The organism is Bradyrhizobium sp. CB1015, assembly GCF_025200925.1.
In the GTDB taxonomy this organism is placed as follows: Bacteria; Pseudomonadota; Alphaproteobacteria; order Rhizobiales; family Xanthobacteraceae; genus Bradyrhizobium.
On sequence record NZ_CP104174.1, the window covers coordinates 4744209 to 4767916 of the forward strand.

Below are 23708 nucleotides of genomic sequence, written 5' to 3' on the forward strand. Positions count from 1 at the left end.
AGTATCATGGTCGCACCCCTGAAAGTGGGCATAGCGGGGCTCGGCACCGTGGGCGCCGAAGTTGTCCGTTTGATCGAAACGCAAGCGCGCGTGCTGGCGGGCCGCAGCGGCCGCGGCATCCGTGTCGTTGCCGTCACCGCGCGCTCGAAGACGAAGAAGCGCGGCATTGACCTGCGCGGCGTCGACTGGGCCAAGGATCCGATGGCGCTCGCCACGCATCCGGAGGTCGATTGCTTCGTCGAGCTGATGGGCGGCGCCGGCGATCCGGCGCTGTCGGCGGTGGACGCTGCGCTCGGCGCCGGCAAGTCGGTCGTCACAGCCAACAAGGCGCTGCTCGCCAAGCACGGCCTCAAGCTCGCCAAGGCGGCTGAAAAGCACGGCGGTGCGCTGAATTTCGAGGCAGCGGTCGGCGCCGCGATCCCCGTCATCAAGACGTTGCGCGAGGGTCTTGCCGGAACCGGCATCAACCGCGTCTACGGCATCCTCAACGGCACCTGCAATTACATCCTGACCCGGATGGAGCAGGAGGGTCTCTCCTTCGCCGAATGCCTCAAGGACGCGCAGCGGCTCGGCTATGCCGAGGCCAATCCGTCCTTCGACGTCGACGGCCACGATACCGCGCAGAAGCTCGCCATTCTCGCCAGCCTCGCTTTCGGCACGAAAGTTGCTCAAAGTGCCGTGTATGTCGAAGGCATCTCATCCATCGCGCCGGAAGATCTTCGCGCCGCCGCCGATCTCGGTTACCGCGTCAAGCTGCTCGGTGTTGCCGTTCGCACCGCCAAGGGCATCGAGCAGCGCGTGCACCCGACCATGGTGCCGAAATCCTCCTCGATCGCGCAGGTGATGGGTGTCACCAATGCGGTCACGATCGATGGCGAGGGCATTCCGCCGATCACGCTGGTCGGTCCCGGCGCAGGCGGTGCCGCGACCGCATCCGCCGTTGTCGCCGACATCGCCGATGTCGCGCGCGGCATTCGCGCCAATCCGTTCGGCCGGCCGATCGCGCAGCTGCGCGACACCAAGAAGGCGCCGATGGAGCGCCACGAGGGCGGCTATTACATCCGCCTGCTCGCGCGCGATTTCCCCGGCACCGCGGCCGCGATCGCGACGCGGCTTGCCGAGCAGAAGATCTCGATCGAGTCGATCGTGCAGCGTCATCCCAATGGCGGCGCAGCACCCGCTGACGGCAAGGCGGTCCCCGTGCCCGTCATCCTGATCACCTATGCGACGCATGAGGACGCCGTACGCCGTGCGCTCGCCGCCGTGCAGAAGGACAAGGTGATCAGCGGACGGCCGCAGGTCATCAGGATTGAGAAGAACTGAGCATGCTCCGGAAAAGTGTGAAGCGGTTTTCCGGCAAGAGCATGCTCAAACCATAGAGCACGGTTCGAACGAACTGTGGGTGTTGCGAGTTGATGCGGACGGAGATTTCCGTCCCAAACGTTTCGAAGGAGTAAGCCGATGTCGACCCATATTGAAGTCCCCCCGCACGCCTTGCTCGAGCGCATCCTGACGCTGGAGATCGTGCGGGTGACGGAGCGGGCGGCGGTGTCGTCGGCGCGGTTGCGCGGCCACGGCAACGAGAAGGCGGCCGACCAGGCCGCCGTCGACGCCATGCGGCGCGAGCTCAACAAGCTGCCGATCCAGGGCACCATCGTGATCGGCGAGGGCGAACGCGACGAGGCGCCGATGCTCTATATCGGCGAGCAGGTCGGCCTCAAGGCAGGTCCTGAGGTCGATATCGCGGTCGACCCGCTCGAGGGCACCACGCTGTGCGCCAAGAACATGCCGGGCTCGATCGCCACCATGGCGATGGCCGACGGCGGCACGCTGCTGCACGCCCCCGACGTCTACATGCAGAAGCTCGCGATCGGCCCCGGCTACGACAAGGGCGTCGTCGATCTCGATGCCTCGCCGGCCGACAATGTCCGCCGTCTCGCCAAGGCCAAGGGCGTCAAGCCTGACGGCATCACCGTTCTCGTGCTCGACCGTCCGCGCCATGCCGACATCATTTCGAGCGTGCGCTCGACCGGCGCCGCCGTGCGCCTGATCACCGACGGCGACGTGGCCGGCGTCATCCACTGCGCCGATCCCGACAACACCGGCGTCGACATGTATCTCGGCACCGGCGGTGCACCGGAAGGCGTGCTCGCCGCCGTGGCGCTGCGCTGCATAGGCGGCCAGATGCAGTGCCGCCTGATCCTCGATTCCGACGAGAAGCGCGAGCGCGCCGCCAAGATGGGCGTCAACGATCCCAAGATGATCTACGGCATCGAAGACATGGCGCGCGGCGACTGCCTGTTCGCCGCCACCGGCGTCACCACGGGCTCGCTGCTCTCGGGCGTCAAATTCCGCAAGGACGGCGTGATCGAGACCGAGACGGTGGTGATGCGCTCGGTCACCGGCACGGTGCGCTACATCAAGGCCGAGCATCGCGAGCTGGCGAAGTTCCATCTCGATTAGTCCGTCATTCCGGGGCGACGCAAAGCGTCGAGCCCGGAATCCATAACCACGATCGGGAGTATGGATTCCGGGCCTGCGCCTCACGGCGCATCCCGGAATGACCAAGAACAAGTAACATAGAGGGAAGCGTCCATGTCCGATCTCTCCGCCGTGAAAGCGCTGGTTTTCGACGTCTTCGGCACAGTGGTCGACTGGCGCACCAGCCTGATCACCGACTTCATGTGGTGGGGGAAGCAGCGCGGCATCAGCGCCGACTGGACGGCCCTGGTCGACGGTTGGCGCGGCCTGTATGTCGCGTCCATGGACGACGTGCGCAAGCACCCCGAGCGCGGCTACGTCATGCTCGACGACCTGCATCGCCGCTCGCTGGAGCAGCTCGTCGAGAAATTCGCGATCAAGGGCCTCACCGAGGCCGATCTCGATTACCTCACCAAGGGTTGGCATCGCCTGAATCCCTGGCCCGACAGCGTCGCCGGTTTGAAGCGGCTGAAATCAAAGTTCGTGATCTCGCCGCTCTCGAACGGCAACGTCGCGCTGCTCACCAACATGGCGAAGTTCGCCGGCCTGCCGTGGGACCTCGTCATGTCGGCCGAGCTGTTCGAGCACTACAAGCCCGATCCGGAAACCTATCTCGGCGCAGCAAGGCTACTCTGCCTCAAGCCGGAAGAGGTGATGATGGTCGCGGCCCACAATGGCGATCTCGCGGCCGCGCAGAAGAACGGATTGAAGACCGCCTTCGTGGCGCGGCCGACGGAGTATGGCCCGCTTCAGACGGTCGATTTCGAAGCGACCGGCAAGTGGGACATCGTCGCGAAGGATTTTGGCGGCATCGCCGACAAGCTCGGCTGCTAGGCCGCGCTTCGCGAGGGCTCGGAAGCGATGAGCAAGCTGATCCCCGAGCCGTATCAGCATCTGCGAACCTTCGCGTTCGGCGACAGTCCTGCGCTGGCGGACGAATTGGTCGAGCTCGTCGTCAAGGGCATCAAGACCGCGACATGCAGCACCGAGGACGAGCCGAACACGTCTACGCGCGGTGAGCGCTGGGTCGTGCTCGACGGGCGAGGAAAGCCACGCTGCGTCATCGAATCCATCGAGGTGACATATCGGCGCTTCAACGAGGTCGACGATGCGTTTGCTTATGACGAGGGAGAAGGCGACCGGAGCCTGGCCTATTGGCGCCGTGCCCATCAATCCTATTTCCGCAGGCTCGGACGCTATAGCGAGGACATGATGCTGATGTGCGAGCGTTTTCGCCTGGTCGAGGTCTTCGGCGATGCCGAGACCAATCGATAGCTATGAAGCCGCGATCGGCGGTTCGGGATTGCTCGATCAGCTGCGAGAGTTCGATCCACGCGTGGTCGGGACGCTGCCCTTGGGGCTCTCGACGCCGCGCCGTGCTCGGCATTGCCGGGGATCCATATTCCGCATTGCTTGCATTGGGCCGTGAGAGCGACGCTCACCTGCGGGCGCGCCTGGAGCGCCTGTAAGGAGAGCGTCACCGCGACGTGCAGAGGTTCGCTCGGTCCAACCAAAGCGTGCGGGATTGCGCGTTACGCAATTCTCAACGTGACGTCATTGCCTTCCGTCTCGGCAAAGCCCGCCTGCAACACCTCTTCGCGCTTGTGACGCAGATGCGCCCGCAGGATGTGGGCGAGGCCGACGCCGTCGCGGCGCTGAAGCGCGTTGAGGATTGCCTCGTGCTCCTTCACCGCGAGCGCCCAGCGCTGCGGCGTCATCGGCGTCACATAGCGCGCGCGCCGGATGCGCGCGGTCACCGAGGCGTAAAGCCCGGCGAGCACGGGATTTCCTGCTGCAGTCACGATGGCTTCGTGAATGGCGCGGTTGCCACGGTAGTACTGGATCAGGTCGCGCTCGCGATAATGCTGCACCATGTCCGCATGCGCGGCGGCGATCGCGTCGATCTCGGCATCGCTGATGCGCTCGCAGGCCAGCTCGCCGGCGAGGGCCTCCAAGCCCTGGCAGACCTCGAACAGGTCGCGCATGTCCTTGTCGGTCAGCTTTGCCGCGCGCGAGCCGCGATGCGGCAGCAGCTGCACGAGCCCTTCCGCGGCCAGCACCTTGAGCGCCTCGCGCAGCGGTGTGCGCGAGATCTCGAGCCGCTCGCACAGCTCGCGCTCGGGAATCCGCGCCCCCGGCGGGATTTCGCCGTCGAGCAGGATGGCGCGGATGCGGCCAACAACCTCCTCGTGAAGCATGGAAGCGCTCCGTTTTGAATGCAAAAGCGGGATCATCTGTCGATATTCTGAAGTTTCAGCTTGCTAATCGCAAATTTTGCATTCAAAAATGTAAAAAACAAGAGGACATGAGGAAATGGACCTGGCTGCGGAGGCGGACGACCTCGTTTTTGAATGCAACGACGGCATCGGGCGGATCACCTTCAACCGCCCGCAGGCCCGCAACGCCTTCACTTTCGCCATGTACGAGCGGCTTGCCGCGATCTGCGAGGAGGTTAACCGCGACCATGCGGTCAAGGTGCTGGTGCTGCGCGGGGCCGGCGACAAGGCCTTCGCCTCCGGCACCGACATCAACCAGTTCCGCGAATTCAGGACGCCGCAGGACGCCATCGACTACGAGAACCGCATCGATCGCGTGCTGACCACGCTGGAGCAGTGCCGGGTGCCGACGATCGCGGCGATCAACGGGTTCTGCACCGGCGGCGGCGCCGGCATCGCCGCGGCCTGCGATCTCCGCATCGGCACCAAAAGCGCGAAGATCGGATTCCCCATCGCGCGGACGCTCGGCAATTGCCTGTCGATGTCCAATGTCAGCCGTCTCACCGCCCTGATCGGCGCCGCGCGCGTCAAGGATCTCATCTTCACCGCGCGCCTCGTCGACGCCGCGGAGGCCGCAAGTGTCGGGCTGCTCGGCGAGGTCGTCGAGGATCTTGCCGCCCTTGAGCGGCGCACCGAGGAGGTGGCCCGGCTCGTTGCGAGCCATGCGCCGCTGACGCTGAATGCGACCAAGCAGGCTGTCAGCCGCCTGCAACGGCGGCTGATGCAGGACGAGGGCGAAGACCTCATCCTGAAGTGCTACACGAGCCAGGACTTTCGCGAGGGGCTCGATGCTTTCCTCAACAAGCGCGCGCCGCAATGGCGCGGCCAATAGGACGAGCCGATGCAAAGCGATAGATCGCAATCCACCTCTCGCCGTTCGGGGCCGCTGGCCGGCCTCAAGGTCATTGACCTCACCCACGTCATGGCGGGACCGACCTGCACCTTGATGCTCGCCGACATGGGCGCCGACGTCATCAAGATCGAGAAATGGCCGAACGGCGATGACACCCGCCATTCGGTGCCGCCGAAGATCGGCGACGAGGCCGCGTCCTTCCTGATGATGAACCGCAACAAGCGCGGCATCGTGCTGGACCTGAAGACCGACGGCGGCAAAGAGGTGCTGCGCCGGCTGATCGCGGATGCCGACGTGCTGGTCGAGAACTTTGCGCCGGGCGCGATGGAGCGTCTCGGCTTCGGCTACGAGGCGCTGCACGCGGAATTCCCGGCGCTGATCTATTGCTCGCTGTCGGGTTTCGGCCGCACCGGCCCCTACAAGCATCGCAGGGGATTCGACCTCGTCGCGCAAGCCATGAGCGGCATCATGAGCTTTACCGGCGAGCGCCCCGACGGCCCGCCCGTCAAATGCGGGCCGCCGCTGTCCGACATCACCGCCGGCCTGCTCGCAAGCATGGGTATCCTTGCGGCCTACACCCATCGTCTCAAGACCGGCGAGGGGCAGTGGGTCGAGACCTCGCTTTATGAAGCTGCGCTGGTGCAGACCTATTGGCAGTCGACCATCGCGCTCGCCGCGGGCACTGCGCCGCGCGCGATGGGCTCGGCGCATCCGCTCAACGCGCCGTATCAGGCGTTCGAAGCCTCGGACGGCTGGCTCGTCGTCGGCGGCGCCAACAAGAAGCATTGGCTGTTGATGCTGGAAGCGCTCGGCGCAAGCGAGCTCGCCGACGATCCGCGCTTCGTCACCGGTGCCGATCGCATGGCCAATCTGAAGGAGCTCGAAGGCGTCCTCAGCGAGCGCTTCCGCACCCAGTCACGGGCGCATTGGCTGGCGGCGCTGGACGAGAAGGGCGTGCCGTGCGGCCCCGTGCACGACATGCTGGAGGCGCTGAGCGATCCGCAGACGCTGGCGCGGGAGATGGTTGTCGAGGTCGAGCACTCCACGCTCGGTCCCGTCAAGACGATCGGGCTTCCCATCAAGTTTTCGGAGACCCCGGGCAAAGTGCGGTCAGGCGCGCCGGTCTATGGTGAGCACACCAGAGAGGTTCTGGCCGAGCACGGGTTCGACCAGACACGAATCGAAGCGCTCGAAAAAGAAGGCGCGATCGTCTCCGCCCAGGAAAGACGCGAGGAACGCGTCGCCTGAGCTGGTGTCGATACGACAACAACAAAAGACAAAAGATCAGCTGGAGGAAATCATGGGTCGGACGTCAACATTTCTGCTCTCCGCAGCCGCAGCCGTGCTCGCCGGCACCATGCCGGCGCTCGCCGCCTGGCAGCCGCAAAAGCCGATCGAGTTCATCGCCACCGCCGGCCCTGGCGGCGGCACCGACAATCTCGCCCGCGCGGTGCAGAACATCATCACCAAGCACAAGCTGACGGATCAGCCGATCGTCGTCGTCAACAAGGGCGGCGGCAGCGGCGCGGAAGGCTATGTCTATGGCAAGGCTTCCGCGGGCGATCCTTACAAGGTGATCTTCGGCACGTCGAATGCCTGGCAGCAGCCGCTCGTCTCCAAGGTCGCCTTCAACTACACCGATCTCACCCCGATCGCCGCGATGGCGCAGGACGAGTTCCTGCTCTGGGTCAAGCAGGACGCGCCGTACAAGACGGCAGGCGATTATCTGAAGGCGGCCGCATCGGGCGAATACAAGATGGGCGGCGCGCAGTCCAAGGACACCGACGAGGTGCTGACGCGCATGATCGAGAAGGTCGGCAAGGTCAAGCTGACCTACATCCCCTTCAAGAGCGGCGCCGAGACCGCCGTGCAGCTCGCCGGCGGCCATCTCGACTCCCACGTCAACAACCCCAGCGAAAGCCTCGGGCAATGGCGCGGCGGCACGCAGCGCCCGCTTTGCGTGTTCAGCCCGAAGCGGCTGCCGCAGGGGCCGAAAATCACCGCGACGGAAGGCTGGGGCGACGTTCCGACCTGCGTCGAGCAGGGCCTCGACATCAAGCAATACGAGCAGCCGCGCACGGTGTGGCTGCCCGGCAAGGTCACGCCGGAGCAGGCCGCGTTCTATGTCGACCTCATGAAGAAGGTGCAGGCAACGCCGGAGTGGAAGGAGTACATCGAGAAGACCTCCCAGGTCGACACGTTCCTGACCGGTGCCGAGCTCGACAAGTTCATCAAGGAGGACCTCGAGCACGTCAAGCAGGTCGCAGGCGAGCAGGGCTGGCTGGTCAAGTGAGGTTTGGCGGACAGATCGCCTGCGGCCATCCTTCGCGACGCCCGCCTGCGGCGGAGGTCGCAGGTTGTGGCGAGATGCCAGACCCTCATGGCGAGGAGCCCGCCAAAGCGGGCGTCTCGAACCATGCAGGCCCAGCTCGTTCGGCAGGCTTTCCGCAGTCACGGGATCGCTTCAAAGGACCACGCCATGATCTCCCGCCGCGCGCTTGAACTTGCGACCGCCGTGCTCACCGGCAGCTTCGGCGTGGCCGTCGTCGTCTCCAGCCTCGACAACGGCATCGGCTGGTCGAGCGCAGGCGTCGACGCCGGCACGTTCCCGTTCCTGACCGGGATCATCGTCGTGCTCGGCAGCCTCTACAATCTGGTACGAGGCGTGCTGCCGGCCGCGACGCTCGCAAACGTTCCCATCGCGATCACGTCGATCGAGCTGCGCCGGCTCGCCGGCCTGTTCGTGCCGGCTGCGATCTTCGTCGCCGCGATCCCGCTTGCCGGAATGTACGTCGCCTCGGCTCTCTACGTCTTCGCGGTGCTGGTGATCCCGCGGCACCAATCCGTGCCACGCGCGCTCGCCATGGCAGGAGCCACGGCGCTCGCGCTTTACCTCGTGTTCGAGCGCATGTTCCAGGTCAGCCTGCCGCATGGCGCGCTCGCCGCCGCCTTCGGGTTCTGACGGAGGGCCCAATGGACAATCTCGCGGAGCTCCTGCACGGCTTCACCATCGCGGTCACGGCGCCGCATCTGGTCCTGATGGTGGTCGGCGTGCTGCTCGGCATTCTCGTCGGCGTACTGCCGGGGCTGGGCGCGCCGAACGGCGTGTCGCTGCTCCTGCCGCTCACCTTCGGCATGCAGCCGGTGTCGGCGATCATCCTGCTCTCCAGCATGTATTGGGGCGCGCTGTTCGGGGGATCGGTGACCTCCATCCTGTTCAACATTCCGGGCGAGCCGTCATCGGTGGCGACCACTTTCGACGGCTATCCAATGGCGCGCGACGGCCGGCCGACCACGGCGCTCGCGACCGCCTTCGGCTCGGCGGCGTTCGGCGCGCTGGTCGGCGTCATCCTGATCACGTTCCTCGCCTCCTGGGTGGCGCAGGTTGCGCTCGCGTTCGGGCCGGCCGAGTATTTTGCGGTGTATTTCCTGGCCTTCGCCAGCTTCGTCGGCATGGGCGGCGCGGCACCGATCAAGACCGTCGTGGCACTCGCGATCGGCTTTGCCATCGCCGCGATCGGCATCGACACGGTGTCCGGCAGTGTCCGCCTCACCATGGGCGTCGATGAGCTGGTCAAGGGCGTCAGCTTCGTCGTCGCGGTGATGGGCCTGTTCGGCATCGGCGAGCTGCTGGTTGCCGTCGAGGAGGAGTTTCACGCCCGCGCCGTCTCCTCGAAGATCGATTGGCGCGAGGTGTTTCGCGCCGTCGGGCGGCTGCCGCGGCACGGCGTCGCCCTGCTGCGCAGCGCCGCAATCGGCTGCTGGATGGGCATCACGCCGGGCGGCCCGACCGCGGCTTCCTTCATGAGCTACGGGATTGCGCGCCGCTTCTCGCGCCGCGGCCGATATTTCGGCACCGGCGAGGTCGAAGGCATCATCTCGCCGGAGACGGCCGATCATGCCGCCGGTACCAGCGCGCTGCTGCCGATGCTCTCGCTCGGCATTCCCGGCTCGGCGACCGCTGCCGTGATGATGGGCGGGCTGATGATCTGGGGCCTTAATCCCGGGCCGATGCTGTTCGTCGACAGCAAGGATTTCGTCTGGGGTCTGATCGCCTCGATGTATGTCGGCAACATCGTCGCCGTGGTGCTGGTGCTGCTGACCGTGCCGGTGTTCGCCGCCTTGATGCGGATTCCCTTCGTGGTGATCGCGCCGCTGATCGTGATCATCTGCGTCGTCGGCGCCTATTCGGTGTCGAACTCCTATCTCGACGTCGTCATGATGCTCGGGTTCGGGGTCGTCGGCTATCTCTTCAAGAAGCTATTCTACCCGCTGGCGCCGCTCGTGCTCGCGATCGTCATCGGCGACAAGGCCGAGGACGCGTTCCGGCAGTCGATGCTGATCTCCAAGGGCTCGCTTGGCATCTTCTTCGCGAACAAGCTGGTGACGTGCCTGATCGTGGGCGGCATCGCACTGCTGCTGCTTCCGCTCGTATTGCAGCTGGCGCGGCTCTGGCGCAAACCTGCGTCGCCCGCGACCGATACGCCAGTTCAGGAAAAGGTGATCATATGACCGCAAAGCCGCTGATTGCGCTGGCCATGGGAGATCCCGCCGGCATCAGCCCGGAGCTGACGGCGAAGCTCGTGGCGCAGGACGACATCCGGGCCCGAAGCCGGCTCGTCGTGATCGGTGACCGCCGCATCTTCGATGAGGGGGCGCGCGTCGCTGGCGTCCGGCCGGACTTGTCCACGGTGGGGCAGCGCGCCGACCTTCGCGCGGCGAGGGGAGATGCGCTGTTCATCGATCTCCGCCACCTCGACCCCAGGGAGGTTGAGCCGAAGACCGCGACACTTGCCGGCGGAAAATTCGCGCTGGCCAATTACAGGCATGCGCTCGAACTCGGCCGCGACGGCCATGTCGAAGCGGTCTGTTTCACCCCCTTCAACAAGCAGGCGATGCGCCTTGCCCGTGCCGAGTACGACGACGAGATCGCGTTCTCGGCCGAGGTCGTCGGTCTCAAAACGCCGGCAAGCGAATTCAACGTGCTGGACCGGCTCTGGAACGCACGGGTCACCTCGCACATCCCGCTCAAGGACGTCGCTGCAAAGCTGTCCGGCGAACGCATCCATCGCGCGCTCAAGCTGACCGATTCCTGCATGCGCAACGCCGGCTTTGCGCGGCCGCGCATCGCGGTGGCAGGCCTCAACCCGCATGCCGGCGACGGCGGCAATTTCGGCCGCGAGGAGATCGACGTGATCGCGCCGGTGGTCGCAGCAAGCCAGCGCGAGGGCATTGCCGCGGAGGGACCGTTTCCCGCCGATACCGTGTTCCTGCGCGCCAAGGCTGGCGCCTTCGATGCCGTGCTGACGATGTATCACGACCAGGGCCAGATCGCGATGAAGCTGATGGGCTTCGATCGCGGCGTGACCTTGCTTGGCGGCTTCCCTTTCCCGATCTGCACGCCTGCGCACGGCACCGCCTACGACATCGCGGGACAAGGCATCGCATCGATTGGCGCTAGCCGCGCTGCTTTGCTGCTCGCAGCGGAGATGGCGGCGCGTCGTCTCGGCCGAACTTGCACGCGCGAAGAGCGCGAGCGCTGATTGCGATCGCCTTGCGCGCAGACTTGGACCTTAGGGAAAAACTGGAAACTTCCGCCGTGGCGAAGCGTTGGCGCCCACGAACAACCCCCGCGTCGGAGCTGGAACATGGTCGATGACAATCCGCTACGAGCAGCAGTGGACACCGCATGGTGCGTGTACCGCGCACGGCATCGCAACGTCGATGCTGCGGATGGCCGTCGGTGCCTGCTCGAGCGACATCTGCAAGGGAGGCGGGAAGCCCGCGGGAGTAACGGTGATCCCCAGGAACTCGCAGCATTCGGGCTTGCCTATCTCGAGCGGCTTTCCGATGAGGAATGTTGAGACTCATCGAGGCGGTATCTGTCGGCTGGCTAGCGCAAGCGCAAGGCCGGATTGGACCTTGTTCGCGATCTCGAACCTTCTGTCTGCGGCCATCGTGCTGATCGTGCGTTCCGCGTTGTAGCAGGCGCCGAATGCGTCGCTCGGCTGGAGCGCGATGAGATTAGGATTGATTGCTGCGACGACGGCAGTGGGCCCCCTCTCCCGCTTGCGGGAGAGGGTTGGGGAGAGGGTGCTTCCGCAATGGGACAATCCCCAAGAGGAGAAAGCCCTCACCCGGCGCTTCGCGCCGACCTCTCCCGCAAGCGAGAGAGGTGACCGACCCGCGGCAATCGATTCAGCCCAAAGCCATCGCGCTTTAACGCCGGCTTTTGCTCGCGCGCACGCGACACAGCCGCGCGAGGGGGCGGCCCAGACTTGAGCCGCCGATGATTGCATCCTCAGGAAAGCTCGCGCCCTGCCGAAAGTGCGATCGAATCCCGGCCATGTCCGTTGGCGGCTGCGGCGTGCGCGGCCATGACTTGCGAGATGAGCTTCGCCGGCGCGGTCCCGCGGCCGAGCTTCTGGTACAGCTTGAGGTACTGCTTCGCCATCTGGGCCGACGAGAAGCGCTCCTCAAACCGCGCGCGGACCGCCCTGCGATCGAGCGCCAGCACGTCGGGAAGCGCGGCAACCGCTTCGTCCACGCTGGAGACGATGCGCCCGGTCAGCCCGTCATCGACGATCTCCGGGACCGAACCGCAGCGGAAGGCGAGCACCGGCGTGCCGCAGGCCATGGCCTCGATCATGACCAGCCCGAACGGTTCGGGCCAATCGATCGGGAAGAGCAGCGCGGCAGCCTGACCCAGGAATCGGTCCTTGGTGCTTTCGTTGATCTCGCCGACGAACGCGATTTGCCGACCGTCGATCATCGGCTCGATCACCTCGCGGAAATAGGCTTCATCGACCTTGTCGACCTTGGCCGCGATCTTGAGCGGGAGGCCCGCCCTGCGAGCGATCTCGATGGCCCGGTCCGGACGCTTCTCCGGCGAGATGCGGCCGAGGAAGGCGAGGTAGCCGCCTCCGGGTTCCAAGGTCGGCTTGTGCAGCTCGAGCGGCAGGCCGTGATGCACCGTCCCGATGAAATTCCCGCTCGGCAGCGGGCTTCGCTGCGCATCCGAGATCGAAACCAGCGGCATCCGAGGAAACCGAAGATAGAGCGGCATGTGGTCGGGCAGATCCTGCCGCCCGTGCAGGGTCCTGAGACTGCGCCCGGCATGCGGCCTGAACAGCGGGAAATGCAGGTAGTCGATGTGGAAGTGCAGGATGTCAAAATCGTCGGCGCGCTCACGTACCTTGTCGAGCATGACCATCATATGCGGGACCGGGTCACGCACATCCGGATCCAGGCGTAGCGCCCGCGGGGTGCAAGGGACGAGCTCGGCCGAGGTCATGGAATCGCCGCTGGCGAACAGGGTGACCTCGTGTCCCTGCTTGACCAGCTCTTCCGTGAGATAGGAGACGACCCGCTCCGTTCCCCCGTAAAGTCTCGGCGGCACGCTTTCGAACAGCGGCGCGATCTGCGCAATTTTCATCGTTCTTCTCCAGTCTTCTTATTTGATTGGCGGCCTGCGCTGGAGCCGGCGATGGTGATGTCCCGCGCCCCCTTGCGCTCCCGGATTCTGCCCAATCGGCCGCTGCCGAGCGGCCGTGCTAGCAAGTTCGATCGGCGGAATTCGTTCCCGTCCGCTCGGCAAAACTGGTACGCCATGCGGCAGTGCCGATGTGCCGACAGCAGGCCCTTGAAACGAGCGTTGCCCGCTCTAAGTTGATCGACGCAAGCGCAGGATCGCGCTGTATCGGCCGCCTTTTCAGGGGCCGGCATATGGGCGCCGGACACGGTGTCCGGCACATTCGTAACCATGTTGCTCGAAGGAGGATGTGGCTATGACCACCTTTGACTACACCCCGCTATGGCGTTCGACCATTGGTTTCGATCGCCTCGTCGATCTGCTCGAGGATTCCGTCCAGTGGACGGGCAACAATTATCCGCCCTACAACATCGAGCGGACGGATCAGGATCACTATCAGATATCGCTCGCTCTGGCCGGCTTCTCGCCCGAAGAGGTGACCGTCACCGCCGAGCAGAACGTGCTGACCATTGAAGGCCGCAAGGCCGACAAGGGAGCGCATCAGTACCTCTATCAGGGCATCTCGGCCCGTCCGTTCCGGCGTCAGTACAACCTCGCTGAATACGTTCAGGTGGAGGGCGCCAGCTTCGAAAATGGCATGCTGACGATCGACCTGGTGCGCAAGGTGCCGGAGGCGCTCAAGCCGCGTCAGATTCCGATCCAGGCCGGCAACGACAACCAGCAGCTCGAGCAGAAGCAGACGGGCTGAGGCAATAGCCGCACGCCTGCCGACCTCATGCCCGCGACGCTGTCTGCGTCGCGGGGCGCCTTCGCTCGCGAGAGCGGGTGCAGGCGCAACGTGAACTTGCCAATGTCCAATTGGAGGTTTCGATGAATGTCGTGCGTCCGCTCCATCCGTCCGCGTCGGCGAGTGACGCGCTGCGTCCGATCACCAGATCGGTGTTTCCGGCCGACGCTCATGCCACCATTTCTCGCGCGAGCCCGCCGACTCTGACGGCGGCGCGGCCGCGGAAGGAGCAATGGAAACTTCAATTCGAGCGGCGGTCGCCGTTGCGCTGCGAGCCGCTCATGGGATGGACGGAAGATGATGATCCTTTGGCAAAGGTGGAATTGACGTTCCCCTCGGCGGAGGCCGCGATGGCCTATGCTCGCCGTCAAGGGCTGCATTATTCGGTCATCGGATCGATCGCCCACCCGCCTCAGCTGCAGCTCGTCCATGACGACGGGCCTTCACGCCGGCCGCGTCCTTCGCCGAGGATGCGCCGCAAGCTCGAATGGGTCGAGCGAACGGCGCGACCGGAGGCGGTGCTGGCGCGCGGCCGCGGCGCCGCTGCGGGGCCAAGATGACATTGCCGTTTCCCGCAGCACGCGGCATGCTCGATCCTGCTTCTTTGCGATCGGCCGGAGTCTCAGAGGCTCGCGAGCCATTTTGCGAGCGGCGTCGCCCCGAGCCGTGCCTCGCCGAGCGGGTTCAGTGACGTGTCGTCGATGGCGGCGCCGTAATACAGCGCCGTCGGATCTCCGATCACCGGACGTGGGTCGCCGGACGCCTTCAGGCGGCGTGCGATGAATTCATTGAAGGGATCCTTCTCAGGCCCAGCGATATCGATCGTGCCGTTGAGCGGCCGGCTGGTTGCGACCTCCGCGAGGCGATCGACGACGTCGTCGGCCGCGATCGGCTGAAACTGAGCCGTGGGAACGACGATCTTCCCGTCGATCGCGCTTGTGTCGGCAATGGCCGCGAGGAATTCGAAGAACTGGGTGGCGCGCACGATCGAGTAGGGGACCGAGCCGGACTTGATGACGGTTTCCTGCGCCAGCTTGGCACGGAAATAGGTGTTGTCGGGCGAGCGGTCGGTGCCGACGATCGAGAGTGCCACGTGATGCTTCACGCCTGCTGCGGCCTCTGCCGCGACGAGATTCTCGCTCGATCGCTGGAAGAACGCGAGCACCGCGGCCGGTTCCCACGACGGCGCGTTGGCGACGTCGACGACCACGTCAGCGCCCGAAAGCGCTGCGGCAAGCCCTTCCCCGGTCACGGCGTTCACGCCCGATTTCGGCGAGGCCGCCACCGCTTCGTGACCTTGCTGCTTGAGCTTCGCCACGAGCCTGGACCCAATCAATCCGGTTCCGCCGATCACGACGATCTTCATGGCCTGTCTCCTTGCGATTACGGAGCGCGAGATGATCGAAGCCAATCGAAACTCGCGCCTCTCACATCGACCAATGTGGCGCGAGGTGACTCTAGCCGATCCATGGCGCAGGCTCTTGCCTGTAGCGGGCTTACCTTGCCGGAAAATGCTGCCAGCGTTTTGCCCGACGTGTCAAAATGTTTGGTGGCCGCAAGGCGGCGGACAGGCCCTTGAAAAACGCCAATGAAAACAACCCCCAGGCTACTGTGCATGGGGTTGTTTTCGCGAGTTTTGGATTGGACGGGCGACCGCGTCCGATTTCGGGAGGGCGGCCCCGCTCTCCTCACGCCCCGCAGACGATCACGCCGTACCAGCCGAGCCCGCGATAGGTCTCGTAGCCCGGGGTGGCATGGAACGCGACCAGCGTTCCGGTGCGGTCGTGGTAGAAGCCGGAGCGCTGGCCGTTCAGCGACAGCGAGATGCGCTCGCTGAGGATGCCCTGGCCGTCGGACGCCGCGATCACGCGAAAATTGGAATCGACCAGCAGCACGCGCGCCTTGTCGCTGTCGCCGACGCGCACGCCCTGCACGATGGCGCGGGCCTGCGGCTCCCAGTCGAAATGGATGGCGAGCACGCCGATCGGCGCGCCGTTGGCCTGGCCGCCGGCGCGGACGCTGGCGCAATAGGTCGCGACCTGCGCATTGCCGAGCAGCGGCTGGTTCTCGACGTCGCCGGCGACATAGTCGTCGCCGGAGCGCAGGGACCGCGCGTCCCGAAACCATTTGGTGTGGGCGACGTTCTGGCCGACGACGCGGAAGCGGTCGGCGCGGCCGTTGGCGATGACGTTGCCGTCGAGGTCGCAGAGCCAGAGGTCGAGATAGACGGTGTAGGCCCCGAGGATCACGCCGAGGCGCTGCGAGGCATGGGAGACGGCCGCAGCACTGGGCGAGGCCGCGCAATCGACCACGGCGGAATCGGTCGCCCACCAGCGCACGTCGCAGGTGCGTTCATAGAGATTGCGGTCGATCAGCTCGATCGCGTTGAGCGACAGGTCGACCATCCGCTCGCCGCGGGAGCGCTGGCTCATGCGGTCGATCGAGGCGACGAGATCGCCGGTGCGTTTGGTCAGCTGGGTCTCGAGCTCGCGGGCGATGGTCTCGACCTGCTGGCCGACGCCGCGCACCTCCTGTGCCACGACCGCAAAGCCCGCGCCTTGCGCGCCGGCGCGCGAGCTCTCGATCAGCGCGTTCAGCGCCAGCATCTTCATCTGGTTGGTGATCTGCTGGATCGACTTGGTCTTGTCGACCGCGATCTGGTTGACCTCCGCGGTGAGGCGGTTGATCAGCGCGGAGATGTCGGAATCATCGTCCGCAGGTTCGGTGGCGATAGGCTTGGCTTTCAGACCCAGCGCAGCTGACATCGGGAACTTCCCTTGGCAATGAGGTCTGATCTGCAATGAACCCGGAACAACAACTTACAGATCGAATACGATTCTTTTTCGAGGATTCCGCCTAACGCCTGCTTAATTTGCTGTTTGACGGAATGCCTAAATGATAGTCACTCCGGCCCGCCGGCCGGCCATCCACCGCTTTGTGTGGCCCGGCCGTTGCAAATCGCCGGACTTTCCCGGCCAATCCCTAAAAGCCAATCCTGGGCCGCCAGCGTGATCGCCCGGATCCGAGTTCCCAACCGATAGCCCCGTCATGACGCCGCCTGCCATAGCCTTGCCCGTCGAAGCGCCCCAGGCCTTCCTGGGCGTGGCGCGCTCGCTCACCGACAAGCTGTGGCGCGACCGGCTCGATGCCCGCGGGGCAGCCCAGGCGCTCGCCATCGTGCAGCGGCACCAATTGCCGGAGCTGCTGGCGCGGGTGCTTGCGGGCCGCGGGGTCGATATCGACGCCGTCGCCGACTTCCTCGATCCGACCATCCGCAAGCTGCTGCCGGACCCGTTCACGGTGACGGAGATGGAGGCCGCCGCCAAACGCATCGCGGATGCCGCGACCAAAGGCGAGAAGGTCGCGATCTTCGGCGACTACGACGTCGACGGCGCGACTTCGGCGGCGCTGCTGGCCTGGCATCTACGCCATTGCGGGCTCGATCCGCTGATCCACATTCCCGACCGGATTTTCGAGGGCTACGGCCCGAACGTCGAAGCCGTACGCGGGCTCGCGGCAAAGGGCGCGACGCTGCTCGTCACCGTAGACTGCGGCACCACCAGCATCGAGCCGCTTGCGGAGGCCAAACGCCTCGGCATGTCCTTGGTGGTGATCGACCACCACCAATGCGGCCTCGATCTCCCCGAGGTCGATGCGCTGGTCAATCCCAACCGTCCGGATGATCTTTCCGGGCTTGGCCATCTCGCCGCCGTCGGCCTCGTGCTGGTGACGCTGGTCGCGGTCAATCGCGAACTGCGCCAGCGCGGTTTCTGGACCAGCGAGATGCCCGAGCCCGATCTCTTGGGCATGCTGCATCACGTCGCGCTCGGCACCGTCGCCGACGTCGCGCCGCTGATCGGGCTCAACCGCGCTTTTGTGGCGAAGGGGCTGATCGCGATGCGGCGGCGCGACCATATCGGCCATACCGCGCTGATGGACGTGGCACGGCTCAACGGCCCGCCGGAGGCGTGGCATCTCGGCTTCATGCTGGGGCCACGCGTCAACGCAGGCGGCCGTATCGGCCGCGCCGATCTCGGTGTGCGGTTGCTGCTGGAAGGTGACAGCGTCGAGGCGGCGCGGATCGCGGCCGAGCTCGACCGCCTCAACAGCGAACGTCGCGTCATCGAGCAGGCGGCGGAAGCCCAGGCAGAAGCCGAGGCGCTGGCCTCGATCGGGCTGGAGGACAAGCTCGCCGTGATCGTCACGGCCTCGGAAGGTTGGCATCCGGGCGTGGTCGGTCTCGTCGCCTCCCGCCTGAAGGAGAAGTTTTCGCGGCCTGCCTTCGCGATTGCGCTGGAGCCCGGCGGCATCGGCACCGGCTCGGGCCGCTCGATCGCCGGCGTCGATCTCGGCAAGGCGGTGCGGCAGGCGGTCGCCGACGGCATTCTGCTCAAGGGCGGCGGCCACGCCATGGCTGCTGGAGTGACGCTGCGCAAGGAGAAGCTCGCCGAATTCCGCGCCTATCTCGAGAACGCGCTGGCGCTCGACGTCGCCGAGGCGCGCCACGCCAACGAGCTCTATATCGACGGCGCGGTCTCGGCGCGCGCGGTCACGCCGGAGCTGGCGACGATGCTTAACCGCGCCGGTCCCTTCGGCAGCGGCAATCCGGAGCCGGTGCTGGCGCTGCCGGCACACCAGCTCGTCTTTGCCGACGAGGTCGGGCAGGCGCATCTGCGCCTGCGCTTCAAGGCGGGTGATGGTGCCATCGTCAACGGCATCGCGTTCCGTTCGATCGGCCAGAAGCTCGGCAATGCGCTGCTCGCCAACCGCGGCCAGCAGATGCACGTCGCAGGCTCATTGTCGGTCGACCGCTACCAGGGTGCCGAGCGCGTGCAATTCCGCGTGGTCGACGTCGCGCTACCGGATCAGGGGCCATCCGTGATTAGATGACGCATGATCCACGAGATCATGCGTCAGAAGTAGGTTGCTCAAACAACAAAAAAGGGAGTGAGCATGGCAGGGCAGGTTGAGGGCAAGGTCGCACTGGTGACGGGCGGCGCCTCCGGCATTGGCGAGGCTATCGTCGAGCTGTTCGCGCGCGAAGGCGCTACGGTCATCGCGACCGACATCGACGAGCTGAGAGGCCCCGAGCTCGCCAGGCGGATCACCAAGGCCGGCGGCAAGGCGATCTTTCTGGAGCAGGATGTCACCAGCGAAGAGCGCTGGATCGAGATCGTCGCCGAGATCGCAAGGCGCTTCGGCCGGCTCGACGTCCTCGTCTCCAACGCCGGCATCGGCATTTCCGTGCCTTCGATCGTCGACATGACGCTCGCTGACTGGCGCAGGCAGAATGCGATCAATCTCGATGGTGTGTTTCTTTCGGTCAAGCACTGCCTGCCGTTGATGCGCAAGACCGGCGGCGGCTCGATCGTCATGATGTCCTCGCTGGCGGGCCTGCGCGGCTCGCCCGGATTGTCGGCCTATTCGGCGACCAAGGGCGGAGTGCGGCTGTTCGCCAAGTCAATCGCGATGGAGTGCGCGGCGGCGGGCGACGGCATCCGCGTCAACTCGGTTCATCCCGGCATCATCGATACCCCGATCTGGGGCAAGATCCCGACGGGGGCGGTAGGCGCCGGCCAGAACGCCCCGATCGATCCGGAGGAGCGCGCGCGGGTCGTCACGCCGCTTGGTCGTGCCGGCCAGGCCGCGGAGATCGCCTCGGGCGTGCTGTATCTCGCCTCCGATGCCTCGCGCTACGTCACCGGCAGCGAGCTCGTGATCGACGGCGGCATGAACGCCGGCGGGGTGCCGCGGCGCGCTTGAGCGACGCAGGCCAGGGTGGCGGGCGGAGGGGCTGACGCGATGGCGCAGCCCCTGTACAACATGGGCAACTGCCAACCGACAGAGGTACCCTCGCCATGGCGCACAGCCTTCACGCGTCCTCACCCGCGCCCGCGCCGTTCCGCTCCAACCGGCCGGATCTTGCCACCGACGCGATCCGCACCGCGCGCGAGGATCTCGCCGCCTGCTTCCGCATGGCCGCGCGCAACGGCTTTGAGGAGGGCATCTGCAACCACTTTTCGGCGGTCGTGCCGGGCCATGACGACCTCTTCCTCGTCAACCCCTACGGCTACGCCTTTCGCGAGCTGACCGCGTCGAAGCTGTTGATCTGCGACTTCCATGGCAACGTGCTCGACGGCGAGGGCGTGCCCGAGGCGACTGCCTTCTATATCCATGCCGAGCTGCACAGGCTGCTGCCGCGCGCCAAGGTCGCCTTCCACACGCACATGCCCTATGCCACGGCACTGTCGATGACCGAGGGCGATCCCCTGATCTGGGCCGGCCAGACCGCGCTGAAATTCTACGGCCGCACCGCGGTCGACCGCGACTATAACGGCCTCGCGCTCGACAGCCGCGAAGGCGCACGCATCGCCTCCGCCGTCGGCGACGCCGACATCGTCTTCATGAAGCATCACGGCGTGATGGTGCTGGCGCCGACCATCGCGGAAGCCTGGGACGATCTCTATTATCTCGAGCGCGCCGCCGAGGTGCAGGTGCTGGCGATGTCGACGGGACGGAAAGTGCTGCCGGTCGATCCCGCTGTCGCGACCGAGACCTACAGGCAGATGCGCGAGGGCGACTCCGAATCCGCTCGGTTGCATCTCGCCGCGATCCGGCGGCAGCTCGATGCGGAAGAGCCGCAATATCGGCACTGAAAGCAAGGATGTCATTCCGGGGCGCGCGAAGCGCGAGCCCGGAATCCATCGTGCAGCAAGCCACGCCGCATAGGTGCGGCTCTCGTCATCGATGGCGGCATGAACGCCGGCGGGGTGCCGGGCGCGCTTGAGCTGCGCTGCGTATCAGCGGGCCGCGTCGAACTCTGACTTCAGCCAGTGTCGTACAGCCTCGACCGGCTCGGTGAGCGGCCGGTCGGGGCTGCGGACCAAGTGCAGCGAGAAGCCTTCCAGCTCCGGCCCGAATGGTGCCACCAGCGTTCCCTGCGAAAGTTCGTCGGCGACGAGCACAAGACTGTGCAAAGCGACACCAGCGCCGGCGACGGTTGCCTGGATGGCATGGGTTTCATCGCTGAAACGCACGCCGGCGCGCGCATCAACGTCGTTCATGCCGGCCGTCTTGAGCCAGCGCCGCCAGGTCGGATTTCGGGCATCACGACGGTGCCAGTCGAAATGTAGCAGCGTTGCTGAGCGCAGGTCGCTCGGTCTTCGGATGCCCAAGCGCGGACTGACCACCGGCGCGAAACGATCGACCGTGAGCGGCTCGGCGATCAGATCGGGGTAAGGACCGGAACCGTAGCGAAGTGCGAGGTCCGCGGTCGAATTGAGATCGACCACCTCCAAGGTCGCAAGCAATGTGAGATCAATGTCGGCTCTGCTCTTTCGGAGCCCAGGAAGACGCGGCACCAGCCATTTGGCTGTGAAAGCTGGCGTCGCTGAAAGTGTGACCACCGCACGGCGCCGCTTCCGGCTCAATCCCTCCAGAACACGCGCAAACGCATCAAAGCCGTCGCGCAGGACCGGAAGCAGGACCTGACCTTCCGCGGTGAGCAGAACCTGCCGCGCCCGACGTTCGAACAGCCTGACCCCGACCGTCTGCTCCAGCTGTCGCACCTGATGGCTGATCGCGGTCGGCGTGACGTGAAGCTCATCGGCGGCGCGCTTGAAGCTGAGGTGACGTGCCGCCGCTTCAAATGCACGCAATCCCGCCAGCGGAGGAAGCCTTCTCATCGCGAACTCGAGGATGAATGCAGTTCATCCATAAGCTGAGCAACTTTCGTTTGTCAACGACGGGACCCGATCCTTTCTATTGGGCAAACAGATGAGAGGAGTTCTGCAATGCAACTGCTACAGATCGATTCAAGCGCGCGGTCAGAGCCTTCAGATGCAAATCCGCGTGGTTCGCATACCAGGCGTCTGACTCAGCGTTTCGTCCAACGATGGCTACAGTCGCGGCCGGGGGATCGCGTCGTCAGCCGCGACCTCGGTCGCTTCGCACCGAGGCCGGTGACCGACGACTGGGTCAAGGCGGCCTTCGCGAAGCCCGATCGGCGCGAGCCATGGATGAGAGAGGCTTTGGCGGAAAGCGATGCGCTGGTCGACGAGTTGATCTCAGCTGATCTGATCGTCGCGGGCGTGCCAATGTACAACTTCGGTGTGCCAGCGCAGTTCAAGGCATACATAGACAAGGTTGTTCGGGTCGGACGCACGTTCGGCTTCGACCGATCATGTCCGGACAATCCATATTCGCCGCTGCTTGCGGGCATGGACAAGCGTCTTGTCCTGCTCGGTTCGCGCGGAGACTATGGGTACGATCCGGGCGGGCGTATGGCCGCCGTCAATCATGTCGAAGGAGCCGTCCGGGACGTGTTCGCTTTCATCGGGATCACGGCCTTCCACAGCATCGCAGTCGAGTACGACGAATTCGCCGACGATCGGTTGCAGGCCTCGATTGCCGCGGCCGAGCGTGCCGTGGATGACCTCGTCGACGAGCTGCTGAAGCTGACAGAACAGCGAAACGCGGCTTAAGGGTCGGCTGCAGCTGCGGGGGAGGCGCCAGCGCCGGCGCTTCCAGCCGTGCTAGTTGGTTTGCCGCAGCTTGGCCAGCACTTTGAGTCCGCCGTAGCCATCGGCGGGCACGATCCCGACCTTCTGCTGGAAATCCTTGACCGCCTTCATGGTATCGTTGCCGACACGGCCGTCGGTGCCGCCGGTGTCGAAACCGGCCTTGGTCAGGCGCGCCTGCATCTCCTGCACCTCGGCCAGCGTCAACGCACGCTCGGAGCCCGGGAAGGGCTGGATGAAGGGCGGGGCCCCGAGGCAGCGATCCCCGAGATGGCAGATCGCGAGCGCGTAGTTCATGGAAGGGTTATAGCTCTTCACCGAATAGAAGTTCGGTCCGAGCAGGAAGGTCGGTCCGCCCGCAACCGGCGTCCACATCTGTGCGGATGCGTTGGGCTGCGGAAACGGCTGGCCGTCGGCGCGGGTCACACCGGCTGCCTGCCAAGCTGCATAGGTGCGGCTGCCGCTCATGTTGCCGGGCGCGCGCACCTCGTAGCCCCAATGCTCGCCACGATGCCATTTGCCGCGATTGACGAGGTATTTTGAGGTCGAGCCCAGCGCGTCGTCGGGCTTGCCGAACGGCGAGACCTTGCCGTCGCCGTCATAGTCGATGCCGACATTGAGCCAGACCTCCGGCATCCATTGCGAATGCCCCATCGCGCCGGCCCATGATCCCCGCATTTCGTCAGGCGTACTCCAGCCCTTGTCGACGATACGCAGTGCGTTGATCAGCTCGGTCTCCCAATAGGCCTTGCGGCGCGGCTCGTTCCAGGCGAGCGCGGCGAGCGAGGGAAACACCGGCCTCATGTGGTTCTGCTGCACCAGGGGATCGCCATAGGCGGACTCGACGCCCCACAGCGCCAGCAGCGTGCCGCGCTCGACCCCGAAATCGCGCTCGATGCGGGCGAACAGAGCCTCGTTGTTCTTCAGGGCGATCTTGCCGTTGATGATGCGCCAGTCCGAGACGCGGCGGTTGATGTACTGCCAGACCTGCTCGTGGAATTCGGGCTGGTTGCGCATCTGCGCGAACACGCTCATGTCCGGCTCGAGCCGTCCCATCGCGCGCTGCCATGTCGCGGCGGAAATACCTTTTGCCATCGCGCGTGCGCGAAAACTCTCTCGCCATTCGTCGAAGCCCGGAGGCGCGGCGAGAGCGCGGGTCGGAAACGCGAGCAAAGCGGCTGCACCGAGCGTCGATTGGAGCAGGGCGCGGCGGGTGTGACGGGGCGAGGAATCAGCGTGCTTCATGGGCACATTCTAGCCGGAAACATGGTCCGTGTGAGTCGGTTCCGGGAACGGCAAT

At 65.4% G+C, this 23708-nt stretch carries 23 protein-coding genes; 17 read left to right on the forward strand and 6 right to left on the reverse strand.

Annotation, left to right across the window (positions count from 1 at the left end; translation table 11 throughout):
* Window positions 1–6 precede the first annotated feature (6 nt).
* From N2604_RS21920 to N2604_RS21935, 4 genes are all read left to right on the forward strand, one after another.
* A complete protein-coding gene (locus tag N2604_RS21920) occupies window positions 7–1323 on the forward strand; it encodes a homoserine dehydrogenase (protein ID WP_260370306.1) in 1317 nt (438 codons plus the stop codon).
* A gap of 138 nt (window positions 1324–1461) precedes the next feature.
* Window positions 1462–2463 (forward strand): class II fructose-bisphosphatase, encoded by a 1002-nt coding sequence (gene glpX, locus N2604_RS21925; protein WP_260370307.1) that lies wholly within the window; start codon window positions 1462–1464, stop codon window positions 2461–2463.
* Between the two features lie 132 nt (window positions 2464–2595).
* Entirely contained in the window at window positions 2596–3315 is a 720-nt protein-coding gene (locus N2604_RS21930; RefSeq protein ID WP_260370308.1) for a haloacid dehalogenase type II, read from the forward strand.
* A gap of 27 nt (window positions 3316–3342) precedes the next feature.
* Window positions 3343–3756, forward strand: a complete 414-nt coding sequence (locus tag N2604_RS21935) for an ASCH domain-containing protein (protein ID WP_260370309.1) — start codon at window positions 3343–3345, stop codon at window positions 3754–3756.
* A gap of 257 nt (window positions 3757–4013) precedes the next feature.
* On the opposite strand, the gene N2604_RS21940 is transcribed toward N2604_RS21935, so the two are convergent.
* Complete coding sequence (locus N2604_RS21940; RefSeq protein ID WP_260370310.1) at window positions 4014–4679, reverse strand: GntR family transcriptional regulator; 666 nt, start codon at window positions 4677–4679, stop codon at window positions 4014–4016.
* 115 nt (window positions 4680–4794) lie between these two features.
* Here N2604_RS21940 and N2604_RS21945 point away from each other — a divergent pair, with 115 nt between their 5' ends.
* From N2604_RS21945 to N2604_RS21975, 7 genes are all read left to right on the forward strand, one after another.
* Window positions 4795–5589 carry an enoyl-CoA hydratase/isomerase family protein gene (locus N2604_RS21945; protein WP_260370311.1) on the forward strand — a complete coding sequence of 265 codons (795 nt, stop codon included), beginning with the start codon at window positions 4795–4797 and terminating at the stop codon, window positions 5587–5589.
* Window positions 5590–5598: 9 nt separating this feature from the next.
* On the forward strand, window positions 5599–6858 hold the full coding sequence (locus N2604_RS21950; protein ID WP_260370312.1) for a CaiB/BaiF CoA-transferase family protein: 1260 nt from the start codon (window positions 5599–5601) through the stop codon (window positions 6856–6858).
* A 52-nt stretch (window positions 6859–6910) separates the two neighbouring features.
* Window positions 6911–7903, forward strand: coding sequence for a tripartite tricarboxylate transporter substrate binding protein (locus N2604_RS21955; protein ID WP_260370313.1), 993 nt, complete (start codon window positions 6911–6913; stop codon window positions 7901–7903).
* Window positions 7904–8089: 186 nt separating this feature from the next.
* Window positions 8090–8572 (forward strand): tripartite tricarboxylate transporter TctB family protein, encoded by a 483-nt coding sequence (locus N2604_RS21960; protein WP_260370314.1) that lies wholly within the window; start codon window positions 8090–8092, stop codon window positions 8570–8572.
* Window positions 8573–8583: 11 nt separating this feature from the next.
* Window positions 8584–10122 (forward strand): tripartite tricarboxylate transporter permease, encoded by a 1539-nt coding sequence (locus N2604_RS21965; protein WP_260370315.1) that lies wholly within the window; start codon window positions 8584–8586, stop codon window positions 10120–10122.
* On the forward strand, window positions 10119–11153 hold the full coding sequence (locus N2604_RS21970; RefSeq protein WP_260370316.1) for a 4-hydroxythreonine-4-phosphate dehydrogenase PdxA: 1035 nt from the start codon (window positions 10119–10121) through the stop codon (window positions 11151–11153). Before N2604_RS21965 ends, N2604_RS21970 begins: the two co-directional genes overlap by 4 nt.
* A 105-nt stretch (window positions 11154–11258) precedes the next feature.
* Window positions 11259–11474 carry a hypothetical protein gene (locus tag N2604_RS21975; RefSeq protein ID WP_260370317.1) on the forward strand — a complete coding sequence of 72 codons (216 nt, stop codon included), beginning with the start codon at window positions 11259–11261 and terminating at the stop codon, window positions 11472–11474.
* A 437-nt stretch (window positions 11475–11911) separates the two neighbouring features.
* On the opposite strand, the gene N2604_RS21980 is transcribed toward N2604_RS21975, so the two are convergent.
* A complete protein-coding gene (locus tag N2604_RS21980; protein WP_260370318.1) occupies window positions 11912–13045 on the reverse strand; it encodes a glycosyltransferase family 4 protein in 1134 nt (377 codons plus the stop codon).
* A gap of 352 nt (window positions 13046–13397) precedes the next feature.
* Between N2604_RS21980 and N2604_RS21985 the strand changes: the two genes are divergently transcribed.
* Entirely contained in the window at window positions 13398–13850 is a 453-nt protein-coding gene (locus tag N2604_RS21985; protein WP_260370319.1) for an Hsp20 family protein, read from the forward strand.
* 122 nt (window positions 13851–13972) lie between these two features.
* Entirely contained in the window at window positions 13973–14449 is a 477-nt protein-coding gene (locus N2604_RS21990; protein ID WP_260370320.1) for an ETC complex I subunit, read from the forward strand.
* A 62-nt stretch (window positions 14450–14511) separates the two neighbouring features.
* Here N2604_RS21990 and N2604_RS21995 read toward each other — a convergent pair whose 3' ends face one another.
* Both N2604_RS21995 and N2604_RS22000 read right to left on the reverse strand, forming a co-directional pair.
* Complete coding sequence (locus tag N2604_RS21995) at window positions 14512–15255, reverse strand: SDR family oxidoreductase (RefSeq protein ID WP_260370321.1); 744 nt, start codon at window positions 15253–15255, stop codon at window positions 14512–14514.
* 322 nt (window positions 15256–15577) lie between these two features.
* Window positions 15578–16654, reverse strand: a complete 1077-nt coding sequence (locus N2604_RS22000) for a methyl-accepting chemotaxis protein (protein WP_260370322.1) — start codon at window positions 16652–16654, stop codon at window positions 15578–15580.
* A 283-nt stretch (window positions 16655–16937) separates the two neighbouring features.
* On the opposite strand from N2604_RS22000, the gene recJ reads away from it, so the two are divergent.
* The 3 genes from recJ to N2604_RS22015 all read left to right on the forward strand — a co-directional run bounded on the left by recJ (window position 16938) and on the right by N2604_RS22015 (window position 20545).
* Window positions 16938–18779, forward strand: a complete 1842-nt coding sequence (gene recJ, locus N2604_RS22005) for a single-stranded-DNA-specific exonuclease RecJ (RefSeq protein WP_260370323.1) — start codon at window positions 16938–16940, stop codon at window positions 18777–18779.
* A 63-nt stretch (window positions 18780–18842) separates the two neighbouring features.
* Window positions 18843–19652 carry an SDR family NAD(P)-dependent oxidoreductase gene (locus N2604_RS22010; RefSeq protein WP_260370324.1) on the forward strand — a complete coding sequence of 270 codons (810 nt, stop codon included), beginning with the start codon at window positions 18843–18845 and terminating at the stop codon, window positions 19650–19652.
* A gap of 95 nt (window positions 19653–19747) precedes the next feature.
* On the forward strand, window positions 19748–20545 hold the full coding sequence (locus N2604_RS22015; protein ID WP_260370325.1) for an aldolase: 798 nt from the start codon (window positions 19748–19750) through the stop codon (window positions 20543–20545).
* A 144-nt stretch (window positions 20546–20689) separates the two neighbouring features.
* Here N2604_RS22015 and N2604_RS22020 read toward each other — a convergent pair whose 3' ends face one another.
* Window positions 20690–21574, reverse strand: coding sequence for a LysR substrate-binding domain-containing protein (locus N2604_RS22020; RefSeq protein ID WP_311739588.1), 885 nt, complete (start codon window positions 21572–21574; stop codon window positions 20690–20692).
* Between the two features lie 108 nt (window positions 21575–21682).
* Between N2604_RS22020 and N2604_RS22030 the strand changes: the two genes are divergently transcribed.
* Entirely contained in the window at window positions 21683–22372 is a 690-nt protein-coding gene (locus N2604_RS22030; protein WP_260370326.1) for an FMN-dependent NADH-azoreductase, read from the forward strand.
* Window positions 22373–22423: 51 nt separating this feature from the next.
* Here N2604_RS22030 and N2604_RS22035 read toward each other — a convergent pair whose 3' ends face one another.
* Window positions 22424–23653, reverse strand: coding sequence for a lytic murein transglycosylase (locus tag N2604_RS22035; RefSeq protein WP_260370327.1), 1230 nt, complete (start codon window positions 23651–23653; stop codon window positions 22424–22426).
* Window positions 23654–23708 lie beyond the last annotated feature (55 nt).